Source organism: Nonomuraea sp. NPDC049129, from assembly GCF_040648495.1.
Taxonomy (GTDB): domain Bacteria; phylum Actinomycetota; class Actinomycetes; order Streptosporangiales; family Streptosporangiaceae; genus Nonomuraea.
On sequence record NZ_JBEZDU010000007.1, the window covers coordinates 191,059 to 208,188 of the forward strand.

Consider the following 17,130-nt stretch of genomic DNA (forward strand, 5'->3'; position numbering starts at 1 on the left):
TCTAAGATCCATGACAACGATGTCATCACCGCCTCTGCGAACTCATCTGAATGGTGGCGACGGAGACCCGTTCCTTCGGGGCCGGGAGGAAGCGCCACCCCTTCCTTCGAAAACAGTATGGGAAGGCTCGGTCACGTTCGGTAATGTGTGCGGTGGGTGAGGGCACTGTGACAGGAGGTGCTCGATGGCGATCCGCCGCTCCGCCACCAAACGCAACGGCTTGCCCACAGTCGTGCAACTGCGGCTCACGCCCACCTCGGCCCAGGCCGACCACCTGGCAGAAACGCGCCCACCTCTTTCGCCCGCACGGCGCCATCCCTACGACGCCTGGCTGATGAGCTGGAATCGTGACGCCGGGACTGTGTCGCTGTGGACCCCCCACCGGCCGTGTCGCCGTGCCCTGCACGGGCCGGCCGGAAGATCTCAAGGTCATCGAGGCACTGCCGCACCCTGCACGGTTGGGCGTTCGCCCAGCAGGCCGCGTTCACCCGCTACAAGGCCGCCCGCGCCGGGATCGCCTTCGTGCTGGTCGACCCGGCCTACACCTCGCAGGAGTGTCCGGAATGCGGGCATATCAGCAGGGCGAATCGGTCGGCGCGGGGCCGGTTCGTCTGCCAAAGGTGTGGCCTCGCTGGGCACGCCGACCACATCGCGGCCCGCAACATCGCCACACGCGGCGCTGCGGGCTGGGCTGTCATCAACCAGCCACACGCTACCGGCCTCCCTTCAGCCAGACGGGACTGTGAGAGCAAGCCACCGGCTTCAGCTGGTGGCAGTTGATGGAAGGATGGCGAGACATGAGCGCAGTGAAACTCGACGGCAAGGCGACCGCGGCCAGGATCAAGGCCGACCTCACGACGCGGGTGACCGCGCTCAGAGAGCGTGGCATCACCCCCGGTCTCGGCACCGTGCTGGTCGGCGACGACCCCGGCAGCCAGATCTATGTGGCGGGCAAGCACCGCGACTGTGCCGAGGTCGGCATCGCCTCCATCCGCGTGGACCTCCCGGCCGACGCCACCCAGGCCGAGGTCGAGGCGGCCATCGACGAGCTCAACGCCTCGCCGGAGTGCACCGGCTACATCGTCCAGCTCCCGCTGCCCCGCCACCTCGACACGATGGCGCTGCTGGAGCGCATGGACCCGGCCAAGGACGCCGACGGCCTGCACCCGGTCAACCTGGGCCGCCTGGTCCACATGGTCGACGCGCCGCTGCCCTGCACGCCGCACGGCATCGTGCTGCTCCTGCAGGAGTACGGCGTGCCGATCAAGGGCGCCGAGGTGGCCGTGGTCGGACGCGGCATCACGGTGGGCCGCTCGCTCGGCCTGCTGCTGACCCGGCGCAGCGAGAACGCCACGGTCACCCTCTGCCACACCGGCACCCGCGACCTGGCCGCGCACGTCCGCCACGCCGACATCGTGGTGGCCGCCGCCGGGGTGCCCGGCCTCATCACCCCGGCCATGGTCAAGCCGGGCGCGGCCGTGCTCGACGTGGGCGTCTCGCGGGTGGACGGCAAGATCGCCGGTGATGTTGCGGCCGAGGTGGCGGAGGTGGCGGGCTTCCTGACCCCCAACCCCGGCGGCGTCGGCCCGATGACCCGCGCCCTCCTGCTCTCCAACGTGGTCGAGGCCGCCGAACGCGCCTGACCTCGTCGGCAGGCCGGGCGAGGACGCCTGATTGGGCCGCAGGGCGGGCGAACTCGCCTGATCGGGTCGCAGGCCGGGCATTCTTCTTACGGCTGGAAGCTTCTTACGGCTGGAAGTCGGGGTCCACGGTGACGGTCACCTCAAGCAGCAGGGGCTCCTCGCGGTCCACAAGCGTGGGCATCACCTCGTCGAGCACCGCCGCGAGCTCCTCCGCCGTGTCCACCCGCCTGGCCGCGCAGCCCAGCGACCGGGCCATCCCGCCCATGCTGACCTCGGTGAACGCGGGCCACGGCGCCTTGCCGCCCGCCTTGTCGGCCAGCCGGTCCATGATCGCGTAGCGGCCGTTGGCGAGGACCACGAACAGCGCGCCCACCCGGTAGTGGGCCGCGCTCCACAGCGCGTGCACCCCGTACAGCGCCGAGCCGTCGCCCACCACCGCGACCACCGGCCGGTCGGGCAGCGACATGCGCAGGCCGACCGCCGCAGGCACGCCGAACCCCAGCCCGCCCATGGCGGCCGACACGAAGCCGAGCGGGTTACGGGCCGGGACCAGCCGGTGCAGGTCCGGACGCGACGACGGTGTCTCCTCGACGAGCACCGCATCGGCGGGCAGCCGCCTGGCGAGCTGGTGCAGGACGTGCGCGGCTCGCAGAACCTCCCCTTCCGGGGGCAACTCGGGTCCATCGGGCGCGGGCCGCAGCGGAGCGGGCCTGGCGGGTACGAGTACGGCCAGCCGCTCACAGACGGCGGCCGGCGCGGCGAGATAGGCCAGGTCGGCCGGACTGCGGTGCGCCTCGGCCGGGTCGTCGGTGACCAGCGCGACAGTGGTACCGGGCTCGACCAGCGGACCGGTGTCGAACGGGTACTGACGGAAGACCGGGGCACCCACGGCGAGCACCACGTCGTGCGCCGCCAGCGCCGCGCGCAGCCGAGCACGATCGGCGGGCAGCACCCCGGCGTACTGCGGATGGTCCTGCGGGAACCCCGCCATCGCCCCGAACGACTCCTGCCAGACCGGACACCCCAGCCGCTCAGCAAGCGCCACCACCGCCGCCCACCCTGCCTCCCGAACACCTGAGCCCGCGAGGGCAACGCTCTCGCCGGACGGCCCGGAGGCGGCCACGCCCACGCCCTCACCGGACGGTCCGGAGGCGACCACGCCCTCACGAGACGGTCCGGAGGCGACCACGCCCATGTCCGCGCCAGTGCGCACGCCGGCGCCCGCGACGATCGCCGGAGAGCGGGCCTCGGACAGCAGCGCGGCCAGGGGTGCGAGCGACTCGTCCGACACGGCGGCCGGCCGCAGTAGCCGCGTCGGCGCCGCGATCGTCTCGTCCTGGAACGGCGCCGCCCAGTCGTCCAACGGCACCACCACCAGCGCGGGCCCTCGGAACGTGACCGCCTCGTGGTAGGCCCGCGCCACGGCACCCGGCACATCCTGCGCCCGCACCGGTTGGTCGACCCACACCGGATAGTCCCCGGCCAGCCCCTCCAACCGCCCGGTCAGGAACGGCTCCAACGCCAAATGGCGACGATCCTGCTGCCCGACCAGGATCACCAGCGGCACCCGATTGGCCCGCGCGGTGGCGATCGCGCCGACCGCGTTGCCCAGACCCGCTGCGGTGTGCAGCACGGCCAGCGCCGGCGCCCCGTGCCCGATCGCCCACCCGGTGGCCATGCCGACCACCGACCCCTCATGCAGGGCAAGCACGAACCGCAGGTCGTCGGGCAGCCCGGTCAGCAGCGCGACCTCGGTCGAGCCCGGATTGCAGAAGATCGTGGTCAGCCCGAACCGCCGCAGCACCTCGAACGTGGCCTCTCGAACCGTGCTCACCGCGCTCACCGTGCCCGCCTGAGTCCGCCCACCGCGTGTTGTCACAGTGCCTGGCCGAGCCGCTCGCCGCCCATGATCACCGTGGGTGACGACGATAGCACGATCACCCGTTATCCCAGGTAGACCGTAGTCCTCGTCTCCCCTGCGGGGTCGTTCTCCCTGGGGGATATCAGCCACGACTGACCGTCATCTTTCGCTCCCCGGAGGGAGCGTCTCTCTGGGACCCTAGCCACGACAGACCGTCTTTCTCTCCCCCCGAAGGGGGTATCCCTCTCCAAGGACCCCAGCCACCACGGACCGCCTGCTTCGCCTCCCCGGAAGGGTCTCCCTCCCAAGGGACACCAGCCACCACGGACCGTCACAAGGATCGAGACGGTCGTGTGACGGACCCCGGGTGAAAACCGCACTACCGGCGCCGATACCGGTCCGTAGCCTCCTTCGTGGCGCGGATCGCGGCGTCGGCCGTGTCGTACGTGCGCTGCGCCAACCCGACGAAGATGCAGTCGACGATCAGGAGCTGGCTGATCCGGCTGGCCAGCGCCCCAGGCCGGAACGCGGTCTCCCGCCCCGCCGACACCAGCGTGTAGTCGGCCAGCCCGGCCAGCGACGACCGCGGATTGTTGGTGATCGCGACCACCAGCGCCCCCGCCTCCGCAGCAGTGCGGGCCGGGTCCAGTACGTCCGGCGTCTCGCCACCGCAGCTGATCGCCACCACCACGTCGCCCGCCCGCAGCAGGGCCGCGCTGGTCAGCGCCAGGTGGGCGTCGCTGAACGGGTGGCTGGACAGCCCGATCCGCAGCAGCTTCTGGGACATGTCGGCCGCCACGAGCCCGGAGGCCGCCACGCCGTACACGTCCACCCGCCGGGCCCTCGCGATGGCCGTGACGACCTCCCCGAGCGGCTCGGGGTCGAGTTGGGCGGCCGTGTCGGCCAGCGCCTCCGACTCGGCCCGCGCCACCTTGGCGATGACGTCGGTGAGCGGGTCGTCGGGGCCGAGGTCGCCGGGCACCAGCCGCTCGGGCTCCTTCGCGACAGCGGCGGCCAGGGCGAAGCGCATCTGCGAGTAGCCGGCGAAGCCGAGCGCCCTGGCAGTGCGTACGATCGTCGCCTCGCTCGTCCCGGACACCCCGCTGAACTCGGTGATCGTGCTCCGGACGACCACGCCGGGGTCGGCGAGGATGATGTGCGCGATGGCCTGCGCGGCCGGCGTCAGGGACGGCAGCACCGCACGGACGGCGGCCACGGGGTTGGCCGGCTCGTTCATCCGCCCGCCCAGCCCGTCGACAGCCAGCCCGCCCACGCCGTCAACAGCGACGCCGTCAGCAGCAAGCCAGTCAGCAGCCAGGACGCCAACAGCCAGCCCGTCGATAGACGGAGGCGCCCGGTCACCGGGTCAGCCATTCGGCCGCCGCCTGCGCCGAGACGCGCGAGATGCCGTGCGTGACCAGGTGCGCGGCCCCGTCGGGCGTACCGGGGATGCCGGTGTCCACGACGATCACCTCCGGCCGCGCCTGTACGGCCCGCGCCACCGTCTCCCGTACCCACGGATAACGGGCAGCGTCGTGCACCACGAGAACGACCGGCCGGTCGTCGAACGGCGGCAGCTCACCCTCCGGCTCCATCTGGATCCGCGTGGTCCCCGGCAGCAGCGTGCTGAGCGCCGCCGTGATGCCGGTCGGCGTCGAGGGGTCCACCGCCTTGTTGAAGCGCGTGTTGACCTCCACGACCAGCGGCGGCCGGGTCAAGGTGGCCGTCCCCGTCACGGTCAGCGCGGCCCTGGCGGCCTCCAGGCCCACGCCCTCGTCGACGTCGGCGCGGGCCTTGTCACGCAGCGCCGACTGCCCGGCGTACCAGTCGGACAGGGCAAGGACCCGGGCGGCGGCCTCGGCCAGGCGCTCCTCGGGGAGCACACCAGCGCGGACGGCGGCCACAATGGCGTCGCGGATGTCGTGCAGGCTCCGCTCGGTCGACAGGCCCACGCAGATGGCGTCGACGCCCGCGCCGAGCGCGCGGACCGCGATCTCCCCGGGCTCGAACATCGCGGCCACCGCCCGCATCTCGATCGCGTCGGTGACCAGCATCCCGTCGAAGCCGAGCTCGCCCCTGAGGAGCTCGGTCATGACGGTACGGCTGAGCGTCGCGGGCAACGACGGGTCGAGGGCGGGGACGAGGAGGTGACCCGACATGACCGAGCGCACCCCGGCCGCGATTGCCGCTCTGAACGGCGGCAGGTCACGCTCATCGATCAAGTCGCGCGAGGCGTGTACGGTCGGCAGCGCCAGGTGCGAGTCCGTGACCGTGTCACCGTGGCCGGGGAAGTGCTTGGCGCAGGCGGCGACCCCGGCGCCCTGTACCCCGTTGACGTAGGCCACGGTGTGGCGGGAGACCAGGTCGGCGGTCGGGCCGAACGAGCGGACGCCGATCACCGGGTTGGCGGGGTTGGCGTTGACGTCGGCGGAAGGCGCGTAGTTGAGCGTGATGTCGGCTTCGGCGAGCATCCGGCCGATCTGGCGGCCCACGCGCTCCGTCAGGGCCACGTCGTCCACCACGCCGAGCGCCCGGTTGCCCGGGAAGGAACTGCCGGAGGCGACCTCCAGGCGGGTGACCGCTCCGCCCTCCTCGTCGATCGCGACGACGGCGCCCGGGTTCTCGGCGCGAAACCGCTGGACGAGCTGCTGCCCGGGGTTGTTGCGGGCGAACAGCACCAGGCCGCCGAGTCCTTCGCCGAGCGCCCTGCGCAACCAGTCGGGAGCCGACGTGCCTTCATAGCCTGGCTGGAGCACTGTCATCGCTAGTCGGTACAGGTCAGGGGACATGCGGCATTTTCCTTCACGATTGTTGAATTGAAGGTAATTTTCTGTCATCGTCGCCCTCGACACAACCACTTCCGAGAGGCCAAACCCCCCATGCCCAGCCGAAGGACGTTACTGAAGGGCCTCGCCCTCGCCGCTGCCGCCTCCGTCGTACCGCTTCCCGCCTTCGCCGCAGACTACGTCCCGCCGTTGCGTCAGATGCGCGGCATGTGGATCGCCTCCGTGGTCAACATCAACTGGCCCTCCAAGACCGGGCTGACCGTCGAACAGCAGAAGGCCGAATACCTCGCCTGGCTGGACCTGGCCGTGCAGCGCAAGCTGAACTCCGTCTTCGTGCAGATCAGGCCGACCGCCGACGCGTTCTGGCCGTCGCCGTTCGAACCGTGGTCGCAATGGCTGACCGGCACCCAGGGGCAGGACCCCGGCTACGACCCGCTGGGCTTCATCGTGGAGGAGACGCACAAGCGGGGACTGGCCTTCCACGCCTGGTTCAACCCGTACCGGGTCTCGATGCAGGCCGACCCGGCCAAGCTGCACCCCGACCACCCGGGACGCAAGCACCCCGACTGGATCCTGCCGTTCGGCGGCAAGCTCTACTACAACCCCGGCATGCCCGAGGTGCGGAAGTTCTGCCAGGACGCGATCATGGACGCGGTCACCCGGTACGACATCGACGGCCTGCACTTCGACGACTACTTCTACCCGACGAACACCACGGCCTTCGACGACAGCGCCGCCTTCGCCCAGTACGGAGCCGGCTTCCCGGACCTGGCCACCTGGCGGCGCAACAACGTCGACCTCATGGTCTCGGAGATGCAGCAGCGCGTGCGCGCGGTCAAGCCGGAGATCGCCTGGGGCATCAGCCCGTCGGGCATCTGGCGCAACAAGGCCAGCGACCCGCTCGGCTCCGACACCAGCGGCGGTCAGTCGTACGACAGCCTGCACGCCGACACCAGGGGCTGGGTGAAGAAGGGCTGGCTCGACTACATCGCACCCCAGCTCTACTGGTACATCGGCCAGCCGCCGGCCGACTACGCCAAGCTCGTCCCGTGGTGGTCCGACGTGGCGAACGGCACCGGCACGCTGCTCTGGATCGGCCAGGCCGCCTACAAGGCGGGCGACCCCGCCCAGACCGCGCCCGAATGGCAGAACCCGGCCGAGCTGTCCAAGCACCTCACGCTCAACCGGGACAATCCACCGGTCAGCGGTGACATCTGGTACAACGCCAACGACCTGCGGGCCGACCGGATCGGCTCGATCAGCACGGCCGTGAACGACCACTACACCCGGCCCGCCCTGGCCCCGGTGCTGACCAGGCTGGCGAGTGGCGAGGCGCCGCACCGGCCGGTGCTGGCGTACGCGCTGCGGAAGCACGGCGGGGTGGAGGTACGCGCGGTCGCGACGGATCGGCACGAGCCCTTCCAGTTCGCCATCTTCCGGTTCCCCGGCAAGGCCGCGTCTGGTGCGTTCGCCGACGCCCGCAACCTGGTCGCGGTGCTGCCGGGTGACCGGCAGGTGCACTGGGTGGACCCGGAGGGCAAGCGCGGGGATCACTACTACGTGGTCGCCGTCGACCGGGCCAACCGGACCAGCAAGCCGAGCAACGGGTTCCGGGTGCTCTGAGTGCGGTGATTCCTCGGAGGGTTGTCAACACGACCGACTCGATCTTTGTGACGGTCCGTGGTGGCGGGTGTCCCTTGGGTGGGATACCCCCTTCGGGGGAGGAGAAGCAGGCGGTTCGTCGTGGCTGGTGTCCTTTGGGGGGAGACCCCTTCCGGGGGAGCGGAAGATGACGGTCCGTCGTGGTTGGAGTCCCTTCGGGGGAAGCAGGCGAACGGAGTGCGATGCGGGTTCTTGGTCTTATCTCGGGCACGTCCCATGACGGGATAGACAGTGCGGTCGTGGACTGGTCGCTGGATGGCGGTGTGCTGACCGGCACGCTGGTCCACACCGGCGAGCGGCCGTACGAGCCCGGCCTGCGAGCCCGTATCGTGGCCGCGTTGCCGCCCAGCAAGATCGACCTGGGCGAGGTGTGCGCCCTGGACACGCTCATCGGCCAGGCGTTCGCCGAGGCGGCGGCCGAAGGGCCGGCGGCCGACCTGATCTGCTCCCACGGGCAGACGCTCTTCCACTGGGTGGAGGGCGGCCGGGTGCTCGGCACCCTGCAGCTGGGCCAGCCGGCCTGGATCGCCGAGCGCACCGGGCTGCCCGTGGTCTCGGACGTGCGGGTGCGCGACGTGGCCGCCGGCGGGCAGGGGGCGCCGCTCGTCTCCTACCTCGACCTGCTGCTCATGGCCGGGCTGCCGGGGCGTACCGGGGCGTTGAACCTGGGCGGGATCGCCAACCTGACCGTGCGGGAGCCGGCCATCGCCTACGACACCGGGCCCGCGTGCGCGCTCATCGACGCCGCCGCGCCCCCGTACGACAAGGACGGGGTGCTCGGCGCGGCCGGGACGGTCGACGCGGCGCTGCTGGCGGAGCTGCTCGCCGAGCCGTACTACGCGAAGGAACCGCCGAAATCCACCGGTAAAGAGCTCTTCACACCTGGGTACGTCAAGGCGGACCTTCCGCAGGCCGACCTCGTCGCCACGCTGACCGCACTCACCGCGGAGACCGTGGCGGCCGAGATCCGGCGGCACGGGCTCGACACCGTGATCGTCTCCGGCGGCGGTGTGCGCAATCCCACACTCATGGGCATGCTGCGCGCACGCGTGCCGGACACGCGGCTCGTGACCAGCGACGAGCTCGGCGTGCCCGCCGACGCGAAGGAGGCGATCGCCTTCTCGTTGTTCGGCTGGCTCACCGCGCACGGTCTGCCGTCGACCGTGCCCAGTTGCACGGGCGCCTCAGGGGCGCGCGTTCTGGGCACGGTGACGCCGGGCTCCGGTCCGCTCGCGCTGCCGGAACCCCTCGCCGTGGCGCCGGTCGCGATCCGTTTCCTCTAGTGGGCCGCGCTCAGCGGCCCACCACAGGTAGCGGGGTCTGCACCTATGAAGCCCTGCGTCCGGCCGCCGTCGGTTGCTGTTGCTCGGCCGACGTCCCCGACCGCTGTGGTGGCACCACAGGAGTCGGGCGCACCAGGCCCAGCGCGACGACCTCGTTGGCCAGCCGTGTGCGCCGGTTGGTGCCCTCGGGAATCCGGAACTTCTGGTACAGCCGCAGCAGGTGTTGCTTGACCGCGGCTTCGGTCACGACCAGGTCGTCGGCGATCTCACGTGCGGTCGCCGGGGCGACGAACGCCTCATCCGACAGCGCCGGCCTGCAGAGCGAGGTCAGCACATCGACCTCGCGCCTGGTCAGCTCGGGCGCAGCGGCCCTGCGCAGTTCGACCTCGGGGGTGAAGTCCTCACGGGGGACTCCGCCGATGCGACCGCGCGCCGCGCCGAAGGAGACGACGTCGCCGTCGTCCAGCACCCTCCGGGCGATCGGCCTGCCGTTCACCCGTGTGCCGTTGCGGGACAGGCCCAAATCAACGACGTACAGGTAGGGTCCTCGCCTGACGAACTCGGCATGGAGTCGAGACACACTCGGGTCGGTCAGCCGGATGTCCGCGCCCCGGCCCCTCCCCACCGTCGTGATCTCGGGGCGCAACGGGACCACCTCGCCGGTGTCCTCGATGCGTATGAACGGCCCCTCCACGGCAGTTCCTCCCCAGGTAGCCCGCCGTAACTATTACTACAGCTCCGGCTTACCCAAACGAGGGGATGCGGAATCGCCTTTGCCATAAGGAGAATCCAGCGTGAAATTGGTCTGGACCTTCGCGGACGGTTTTGCCTGCTCACGGGTAGACTTCGGGCGGAGATATGCGGAGGAAACACTCATGGCGGACAAGCCCACGAAAGGCCTGGCCGATGTCGTAGCCGCGTCCACAGCGCTCAGCGACATTGACGGGAAGGCCGGTCGTCTCTTCTATCGCGGATACGACATCCACGATCTGGCCGGCCGCGCGACGTTCGAAGAGACCGCTCACCTGCTGCAGTGCGGCAAGCTTCCCAACCGGGACGAGTTGGACAGGTACGGCGATGAGCTGGTGCGGGGCCGCGAGCTCGGCGCGCTCGTCTCCGCGAACATCCCGGAGATCGCCGAGAAGCAGAAACCGATGGAGGCCCTGCGCTCCCTGGTCTCCCTCTCCGCGGCGGACGATCCGGACAAGGACTCCATCGCCCCCGAAGCGAACCTGCGCAAGGCCGCTCGCCTGACCGCGCAGCAGCCCCTGCTGGTCGCCCGCTACCACGCCGCCCGCAACGGCACCGAGGTCCCGAAGCCCGATCCGGCGATGAGCATCGCGGCGAACTTCCTCCTGCAGGTGACCGGACGCGTTCCGGCCCAGCGCGAGGTCGAGCTCTTCGACACCTGTCTGGTGCTGCACGCCGACCACACCATGAACGCCTCGACGTTCGCCGCCCGCGTCTGCGCCGCGACCCTGTCGGACATGCACTCGGCCATCGTCGCCGCCATCGGGACGCTCAAGGGCCCCCTGCACGGCGGCGCTAACGAGCAGGTCATGAAGACCCTCGAATCGATCTCGCCCACCGGGGTGGCGCAGGCCGTACGGGAGAAGCTGGCCGCCGGCGAGAAGATCATGGGCTTCGGCCACCGCGTCTACAAGACCGAGGACCCGCGTGCCACGCACCTGCGCAGGATGTCGCAGGAACTCGCCGAATCCACCGGCGACGACACCTATTATCGGATGTCCAAGGAGATGGAGGAGGTCGTCTTCGAGATGAAGGGCCTCTATCCCAATGTCGACTTCTACGCGGCATCGGTCTATCACTATCTGGGCATTCCGACGGACCTGTTCACACCGGTCTTCTCGATCAGCCGCATGGCCGGATGGACGGCGCACGTGATCGAGCAGCATGCCGACAACAGACTGATCCGCCCAGACAGTGAGTACATCGGTGAGCGTGACCAGAAATGGAAGCCGATAGAGGAGCGATGAGCTTGGGTCCGAGAGAGCGAGGCACGATGCCAACGGAGGTCCGCAGCGAATGCGAATGCGGCCGTAAGCAGGCACGTTGAGTCGTTCTGGAGAGAGTTGGGGGCCGTACCCGCTGGTTCTGGCGGGTGCGGTCGTCGGCGTTGCGCTGATTTTCCTCGTGGACCCGCGGTGGGGCGGGTTCGCGTTGGGCGCCGCCGTCATGGTGGCCGCCGCGCTCCGTTTCGCCGGGTACGGCGGGCTCGCCGTACGCAGCAAGAGGACGGACGTCATCACGCTCGGGGTGTTCGGATTCGTGCTCGTCCTTACCTCGCTGATCTTGGCGAACGACGAGCTCAAGGGAATGATCATGTCCCTTCTGGCCCGGTGACCCCACCTCCACCGACCCGGTCGATGCAGGGCCGCCTTCGGGCGGCCCTTCCGTTTCTCTAGAACATCTCTTGGCCCTCACAGAGCGTGACGGAGTTGATCAGATGGGTAAGAGTCCCTGGTAAGAGTCATAGGTGGCCCAGGGGGTTCGGATGCGATTGCGTCTTTTGAGTGGGGTGGGACTGATCGCGGTCACGGCGGTCGTGTGCGGCTGTGGCTCGGAGCCGGTCGCCAAGCCGGTGAACAACGCGGCCAACACGGCGGCCAAACTGAAGCAGGCCAAGGCCGCGCAGCTGGCGCTGGCCGCCAAGGTGAAGGCCAACGAGCTGGGACAGATCCCGGTGCTGATGTTCCACCGGGTGATCAAGAATCCGGCGACCACCGACGACCGGACTCCCGAGCAGTTCAGGGGAGATCTCGAGCGGCTGGTCAAGGACGGGTACGTGCCGATCACCGCCGCCGAGTACGTCACCGGCAAGATCGACATCCCGGCGGGCAAGCACGCGGTCGTGCTGACCTTCGACGACTCCTCGCCCTCACAGCTCACGCTGGACGAGATGGGCAACCTGGCGCCCGACACCGCCATCGGCATCCTGCGTGACGTGGCGGCGAAGAATCCCGGCTTCCGGCCGGTGGCCACGATGTACGTCACGCGCGACATGTTCGGCAAGACCGTGCGCGACGAGCAGGCTCAGATGCTGCTCTGGCTCAAGGACAACGGCTTCGACATCGGCAACCACACGCGCGACCACATCAACCTGCACTCCCGATCGCAGAAGGAGGTCGAGGAGCAGATCGCCACCATCCAGACGATGGTCAGCTCCCTGGCCTTCGTCAAACCGGTGACCCTGGCTCTGCCGTACGGCAACCAGCCGCGCAACAAGAAGTGGGCCATGCACGGCAAGCTCGGCGACGTCACCTATGACCACAAGGGAGTCTTCCTGGCCGGTTACACGCCCGCGCCCGCGCCGTTCAGCAAGTCCTTCGACCCGCTGGGCATCCCGCGCATCAGGGCGATGGACAAGAAGGGCGACTGCAAGCAGTTCTGCTCGGTGGCCTGGCTCGACTGGCTGAAGAACAACCCGGACATGCGTTACACCTCAGACGGCGACCCGTTGACCGTGGCCTTCCCCAAGTTCAAGAACCCGTTCCTGCGGACATCCTTCACCTCGCGGGCTCTCGCGTACTGAACGTGATGCCGGCCCGGCACAGGCGCTCGATCAGCGGGCGGCCCATCGCGGCGGCGGTGGTGACCTGGCCGGCGATCTCGGGCACGTCGTCGAAGGCCAGGCAGAGCGCCGCCTCGCCGAGCATCTTGGCCGTCTCGTCGTAACCGGGGTCGCCGCCCGCGACCTCGGTGACGACCCGCCGGCCGCCGCCCTCGCCGAGGATGGTGACCTTGAACCAGTTGCGGGCCCGCTGCTCGGGGGTGGGCCCCTCGCCCGGCTTGACGCGGCTCGCCATCCAGTCGCGTACCGGGGGGATCTGCGCGAGCGCCGCCATCGTGCCCGCTCCCGCCGCCACCGCGAGGGCGGCGGGCAGGGTCTTGACGGCGTAGTACTGGCGGTAGGTGAAGTCGGGGCCGTAGCGGTCGAGCAGGCGGGCCGAACGGCCGACGATCAGCGGGTCCAGGCTCGGCATCGGCAGCGCCCAACCGCCGACATAGCGCAGGCCGCCGGGCAGTGAGCTGACGCGGCGACCGGGCGGCAGCGGCTCGGCCGCGCGTCGCCGGGCTGCCGCCTCCAGGAGTTGCAGCGGGCGGGAGACGATCGTCATCCCGGAGGCCAGCGTGCCCCCCGACGCTCGCATCTCGCTCCTGAGGAACCCGCTGACCTTGAGCGGCACGTGCTCCGGCAGCTGGTCGACCGTGAAGAGCACGCCCAGGTCGTAGGGGATGGAGTCGAAGCCGCAGGCGTGCACCAGCCTGGCGCCCGTCGTGGTGGCCCGCCGGTGATGGCGGACGTACATCCGGTCCACGAATTCGGCCTCGCCGGTCAGGTCCAGATAATGAGTGCCCGCCTCGGCGCAGGCAGCTACGAGCGGCTCGCCGTACCGGAGGTAGGGGCCGACGGTCGTGACGACGACGCGGGTCGAACGGGCGATCGCGGCCAGCGAGGCGGGGTCGGTGGCGTCGGCGATCAGGATCGGGACGTCGAGGCCGAGTCGTTCCAGCTTGGCCCGGTCGCGGCCGGCCAGTGCCCAGCGCACCTCGGGGCCGGCCGTTTTGGCGAGGTAGGCCGCGGTGAGCGCGCCGGTGAAGCCGCTCGCGCCGAACAGCACGATGTCGTACGCACGGGCCATAATCCCGAGCCTCCTCGGTGCTTCTCGTAGTTTCGCCCTATTCTGGGGTAATTCGGCGTTTCTCCTCACCCTGGTGATGGCGGGTGGCCATACTGCTCCTGGCGACAAACCGTGACGTCACGAACGGTTAACGGTTCCCTGAGAGCTTACTGAGCGTCGTAAAGTTTGCGTCGTTGGGCTTTGTTTGAACGTGGGGAAGATGAATGCCGCAGATCTCGCCGCTGGTCGCCGGCGACCCCGGCCAGCTGGGGTCGTTCCGGCTGGTCGGCCGGGTTGGGGAAGGCGGCCAGGGCATCGTCTACCTGGGCGTCACCGATGAGGGTGAGCAGGCTGCGATCAAGCTGCTGCATGTCAAGTTCAGTGGGGACACGATCGCCAGGTCGCGGTTCGCCAGGGAGCTGAAGGCCGCGCAGCGGGTGGCGTCGTTCTGCACGGCCCGGGTGATCGAGGCCGATCTCGACGGCGACACGCCGTACATCGCCAGCGAGTACATCGACGGGCGCGCCCTCAGGGACATCGTCGAAGACGACGGCCCGCTGCGGGGGACGGCGCTCGACCGGCTGGCGATCGGGACGGCGACCGCGCTGACCGCGATCCACCACGCCTCGATCGTGCACCGCGACTTCAAGCCCGACAACGTGCTGATCGCCGCCGACGGGCCGCGCGTGGTCGACTTCGGCATCGCCAGGATCATCGACTCGAGCGGCACCATCACCAGCCGGGCCATCGGTACGCCCGCCTACATGGCCCCCGAGCAGATCGCCGGGGACGATGTCGGGCCTTATACCGATGTGTTCGCCTGGGGGGCGACGATCGCGTTCGCGGCCACCGGGGAGACCGTGTTCGAGGGCAACTCGATCGCGGTGGTGCTCAACCGGATCCTCAACCACGAGGTCGACGTGTCCATGCTGCCCGAGCCGCTGCGCGGCGTGGTGCGGTCGGCGCTGTCGAAGTCGCCCGACGAGCGGCCCTCGGCCGACCAGATTTTGCTGCGGCTGCTCGGCCAGCCCGAGACGGTCGGGGCCTCCACGGCCGTGCTGACCCGGGGCGTGCAGGTTGCCAGCGACGACACCACCCCGTTCATCAGGGTGTCGTCCGGGACGCTCGGCACGGGCTCGCCGTCCAAGGCGCAGCTCATGCATCCGCCGGAGCAGTCCTCCGTGACCGGCGGCGAGCCGATCCCGTGGGCGACCGGCTCTACGCCGCCACCGCCCCGAATCCTGGACGAGCGGCCGACCGTGGCCACCCCGGACCCCGGCCCGCCCGCCCCGCGCGGCCGCCGCGCGGGGTGGGTCGCGCTGACTGTGGCGATCCTGCTGATCGCCGCCGCCTCGATCGTGGCTGTGCAGAACAACTGGTTTCAGCTCGCGCTCGGCGAGGAGCCCTCGCCCCATCCCGCCCCGCCGGACTCCTTCGCCTCGGTGGCCGACAAGGTGGCGCAGACGAAGAAGATCGTGATCGGCGTGAAGGGCGACCTGCCCGGCGTCTCCCTGGAACGCGACGGCGGCTTCGAGGGCTTCGACATCGAGCTGGCCAAGCTCGTCGCGGAGCAGCTCGGCGCCAAGCAGACCCAGTTCGTCAAGATTCCCAAGTTCGAGAGGGAGAAGGCGCTGGAGGGCGGCACCGTGGACCTGGTGATCGCCACCTACTCCATCGACAAGAGCGGCGTCGAGTTCGCCGGCCCGTACTATGTGGCCCACCACGACCTCCTGGTCCGCGACGGCGACTCGATCGAGTCGATCGACGACCTGGAGGGCAAGAAGATCTGCGCCCCCGACAGTCCGTCCGTCCGCAATGTCCAGGCCCGCGTGAAGGTGGAGCTCGTCACGGCGACCGACTACGCGCGGTGCATGGACCTACTCAAGAGCGGCGAGGTCGACGCGGTGCCGGGCGAGGACCTCATCCTGGCCGGCTTCGCCAGCCGCGAGAACCAGCGCTTCAAGATCCTCGGCGCCAAGCTCAACGACGAGCGCTACGCCATCGGGATCAAGCACGGAGACGCGAAGACCTGCAAAGCGGCCAACGGGATCATCGCCGAGCTCTACCGCAAGGACGTCGTCAAGAAGCTGCTGGCCAAGCATTTCGCCAACGTGGACTTCACTCCCGAGCAGGAAACACCCTCGATGGTCTCCTGCGGATGACGAACGGGTAGCATCCGAAAGTCAATGATTCATCCTGCGAGTTAGGGGAAGGCCATGGCCACGCCCGTCAAGGTGACCGTCACCGGAGCCGCCGGTCAGATCGGCTACGCACTGCTGTTCCGCATCGCGTCGGGGCAGCTGCTCGGCCCGAACGTCCCGGTCAAGCTCAGTCTGCTGGAGATCCCGCAGGCGGTGAAGGCAGCCGAGGGCACCGCCATGGAGCTCGACGACTGCGCCTTCCCGCTGCTGTCCGGCATCGAGATCACCGACGACCCGAACGTCGCGTTCGCGGGCGCCAACGTCGCCCTGCTCGTCGGCGCCATGCCGCGCAAGGCCGGCATGGAGCGCGGTGACCTGCTCGGCGCCAACGGCGGCATCTTCGGCCCGCAGGGCAAGGCGATCAACGACCACGCGGCCGACGACATCAAGGTCCTGGTCGTCGGCAACCCGGCCAACACCAACGCGCTCATCGCCCAGCAGAACGCGCCCGACGTGCCGGCCGACCGCTTCACCGCGATGACCCGCCTCGACCACAACCGCGCGCTGTCCCAGCTCGCCGCGAAGCTTCAGGTCCCGGTCACCGAGATCAAGAACATGACCATCTGGGGCAACCACTCCGCCACCCAATACCCGGACCTCTACCACGCCGAGGTCGGCGGCAAGATCGCGGCCGAGCAGGTGGAGTCGGAGTGGCTGCGCGACACCTTCATCCCGACGGTGGCCAAGCGCGGCGCCGCCATCATCGAGGCCCGTGGCGCCTCGTCCGCCGCCTCCGCGGCCAACGCCGCGATCGACCACGTCTACGACTGGGTCAACGGCACCGACTGGACCTCGGCCGCCGTCGTCTCTGACGGGTCCTACGGCGTGCCCGAGGGCCTCATCTCGTCGTTCCCGGTGCGGGCGGCGGGGGGCCGGTTCGAGATCATCCAGGGTCTGGAGATCGACACCTTCTCCCGCGAGCGCATCGACGCCAGCGTCCGCGAGCTGACCGAGGAGCGCGACGCGGTGGCCTCGCTCGGCCTGATCTGATTCGTCCCCGACAAGGCGCGCGTCCGTTTCTGGGCGCGCGTCTTTTTGGTTATATGTACGA

General features: G+C 69.7%; 14 protein-coding genes. 9 read left to right on the plus strand and 5 right to left on the minus strand.

Annotation, left to right across the window (positions count from 1 at the left end):
* Positions 1 to 387 precede the first annotated feature (387 nt).
* Positions 388 to 780 (plus strand): zinc ribbon domain-containing protein, encoded by a 393-nt coding sequence (locus AB0B64_RS23635; protein WP_358180062.1) that lies wholly within the window; start codon positions 388 to 390, stop codon positions 778 to 780.
* 17 nt (positions 781 to 797) lie between these two features.
* Positions 798 to 1,643 carry a bifunctional methylenetetrahydrofolate dehydrogenase/methenyltetrahydrofolate cyclohydrolase gene (locus AB0B64_RS23640; RefSeq protein WP_357948558.1) on the plus strand — a complete coding sequence of 282 codons (846 nt, stop codon included), beginning with the start codon at positions 798 to 800 and terminating at the stop codon, positions 1,641 to 1,643.
* Between the two features lie 103 nt (positions 1,644 to 1,746).
* On the opposite strand, the gene AB0B64_RS23645 is transcribed toward AB0B64_RS23640, so the two are convergent.
* The 3 genes from AB0B64_RS23645 to AB0B64_RS23655 all read right to left on the minus strand — a co-directional run bounded on the left by AB0B64_RS23645 (position 1,747) and on the right by AB0B64_RS23655 (position 6,266).
* Positions 1,747 to 3,477, minus strand: a complete 1,731-nt coding sequence (locus tag AB0B64_RS23645; RefSeq protein ID WP_358179621.1) for a thiamine pyrophosphate-dependent enzyme — start codon at positions 3,475 to 3,477, stop codon at positions 1,747 to 1,749.
* A 406-nt stretch (positions 3,478 to 3,883) separates the two neighbouring features.
* On the minus strand, positions 3,884 to 4,777 hold the full coding sequence (locus AB0B64_RS23650; RefSeq protein WP_358179623.1) for a MurR/RpiR family transcriptional regulator: 894 nt from the start codon (positions 4,775 to 4,777) through the stop codon (positions 3,884 to 3,886).
* Positions 4,778 to 4,862: 85 nt separating this feature from the next.
* Positions 4,863 to 6,266 carry a glycoside hydrolase family 3 N-terminal domain-containing protein gene (locus tag AB0B64_RS23655; RefSeq protein WP_358179625.1) on the minus strand — a complete coding sequence of 468 codons (1,404 nt, stop codon included), beginning with the start codon at positions 6,264 to 6,266 and terminating at the stop codon, positions 4,863 to 4,865.
* A 117-nt stretch (positions 6,267 to 6,383) separates the two neighbouring features.
* Here AB0B64_RS23655 and AB0B64_RS23660 point away from each other — a divergent pair, with 117 nt between their 5' ends.
* Positions 6,384 to 7,913 (plus strand): family 10 glycosylhydrolase, encoded by a 1,530-nt coding sequence (locus tag AB0B64_RS23660; protein ID WP_358179627.1) that lies wholly within the window; start codon positions 6,384 to 6,386, stop codon positions 7,911 to 7,913.
* 221 nt (positions 7,914 to 8,134) lie between these two features.
* Positions 8,135 to 9,235, plus strand: coding sequence for an anhydro-N-acetylmuramic acid kinase (locus AB0B64_RS23665; protein WP_358179629.1), 1,101 nt, complete (start codon positions 8,135 to 8,137; stop codon positions 9,233 to 9,235).
* Between the two features lie 43 nt (positions 9,236 to 9,278).
* Here AB0B64_RS23665 and AB0B64_RS23670 read toward each other — a convergent pair whose 3' ends face one another.
* A complete protein-coding gene (locus AB0B64_RS23670) occupies positions 9,279 to 9,929 on the minus strand; it encodes an FHA domain-containing protein (protein ID WP_219531308.1) in 651 nt (216 codons plus the stop codon).
* Between the two features lie 181 nt (positions 9,930 to 10,110).
* Between AB0B64_RS23670 and AB0B64_RS23675 the strand changes: the two genes are divergently transcribed.
* The 3 genes from AB0B64_RS23675 to AB0B64_RS23685 all read left to right on the plus strand — a co-directional run bounded on the left by AB0B64_RS23675 (position 10,111) and on the right by AB0B64_RS23685 (position 12,788).
* Positions 10,111 to 11,232 carry a citrate/2-methylcitrate synthase gene (locus AB0B64_RS23675; RefSeq protein ID WP_358179631.1) on the plus strand — a complete coding sequence of 374 codons (1,122 nt, stop codon included), beginning with the start codon at positions 10,111 to 10,113 and terminating at the stop codon, positions 11,230 to 11,232.
* A gap of 76 nt (positions 11,233 to 11,308) precedes the next feature.
* On the plus strand, positions 11,309 to 11,599 hold the full coding sequence (locus AB0B64_RS23680) for a DUF3017 domain-containing protein (protein WP_357948578.1): 291 nt from the start codon (positions 11,309 to 11,311) through the stop codon (positions 11,597 to 11,599).
* A 151-nt stretch (positions 11,600 to 11,750) separates the two neighbouring features.
* On the plus strand, positions 11,751 to 12,788 hold the full coding sequence (locus AB0B64_RS23685; protein WP_358179633.1) for a polysaccharide deacetylase family protein: 1,038 nt from the start codon (positions 11,751 to 11,753) through the stop codon (positions 12,786 to 12,788).
* Here AB0B64_RS23685 and AB0B64_RS23690 read toward each other — a convergent pair.
* Positions 12,763 to 13,899, minus strand: a complete 1,137-nt coding sequence (locus tag AB0B64_RS23690; protein WP_358179635.1) for a saccharopine dehydrogenase NADP-binding domain-containing protein — start codon at positions 13,897 to 13,899, stop codon at positions 12,763 to 12,765. The two genes, AB0B64_RS23685 and AB0B64_RS23690, sit on opposite strands and share 26 nt — an antisense overlap.
* Before the next feature lie 203 nt (positions 13,900 to 14,102).
* Here AB0B64_RS23690 and AB0B64_RS23695 point away from each other — a divergent pair, with 203 nt between their 5' ends.
* Both AB0B64_RS23695 and AB0B64_RS23700 read left to right on the plus strand, forming a co-directional pair.
* Positions 14,103 to 16,040, plus strand: coding sequence for a transporter substrate-binding domain-containing protein (locus AB0B64_RS23695; protein WP_358179637.1), 1,938 nt, complete (start codon positions 14,103 to 14,105; stop codon positions 16,038 to 16,040).
* Between the two features lie 54 nt (positions 16,041 to 16,094).
* Complete coding sequence (locus AB0B64_RS23700) at positions 16,095 to 17,069, plus strand: malate dehydrogenase (RefSeq protein WP_357948590.1); 975 nt, start codon at positions 16,095 to 16,097, stop codon at positions 17,067 to 17,069.
* Positions 17,070 to 17,130 lie beyond the last annotated feature (61 nt).

Excerpts from the sequence above, each read along its gene's own strand:
- AB0B64_RS23675 (WP_358179631.1), top strand. The coding sequence starts at position 10,111 with ATGGCGGACAAGCCCACGAAAGGCCTGGCCGATGTCGTAGCCGCGTCC.
- AB0B64_RS23665 (WP_358179629.1), top strand. The coding sequence starts at position 8,135 with ATGCGGGTTCTTGGTCTTATCTCGGGCACGTCCCATGACGGGATAGAC.
- AB0B64_RS23690 (WP_358179635.1), bottom strand. The coding sequence starts at position 13,899 with ATGGCCCGTGCGTACGACATCGTGCTGTTCGGCGCGAGCGGCTTCACC.
- AB0B64_RS23695 (WP_358179637.1), top strand. The coding sequence starts at position 14,103 with ATGCCGCAGATCTCGCCGCTGGTCGCCGGCGACCCCGGCCAGCTGGGG.
- AB0B64_RS23700 (WP_357948590.1), top strand. The coding sequence starts at position 16,095 with ATGGCCACGCCCGTCAAGGTGACCGTCACCGGAGCCGCCGGTCAGATC.
- AB0B64_RS23685 (WP_358179633.1), top strand. The coding sequence starts at position 11,751 with ATGCGATTGCGTCTTTTGAGTGGGGTGGGACTGATCGCGGTCACGGCG.
- AB0B64_RS23660 (WP_358179627.1), top strand. The coding sequence starts at position 6,384 with ATGCCCAGCCGAAGGACGTTACTGAAGGGCCTCGCCCTCGCCGCTGCC.
- AB0B64_RS23640 (WP_357948558.1), top strand. The coding sequence starts at position 798 with ATGAGCGCAGTGAAACTCGACGGCAAGGCGACCGCGGCCAGGATCAAG.
- AB0B64_RS23655 (WP_358179625.1), bottom strand. The coding sequence starts at position 6,266 with ATGACAGTGCTCCAGCCAGGCTATGAAGGCACGTCGGCTCCCGACTGG.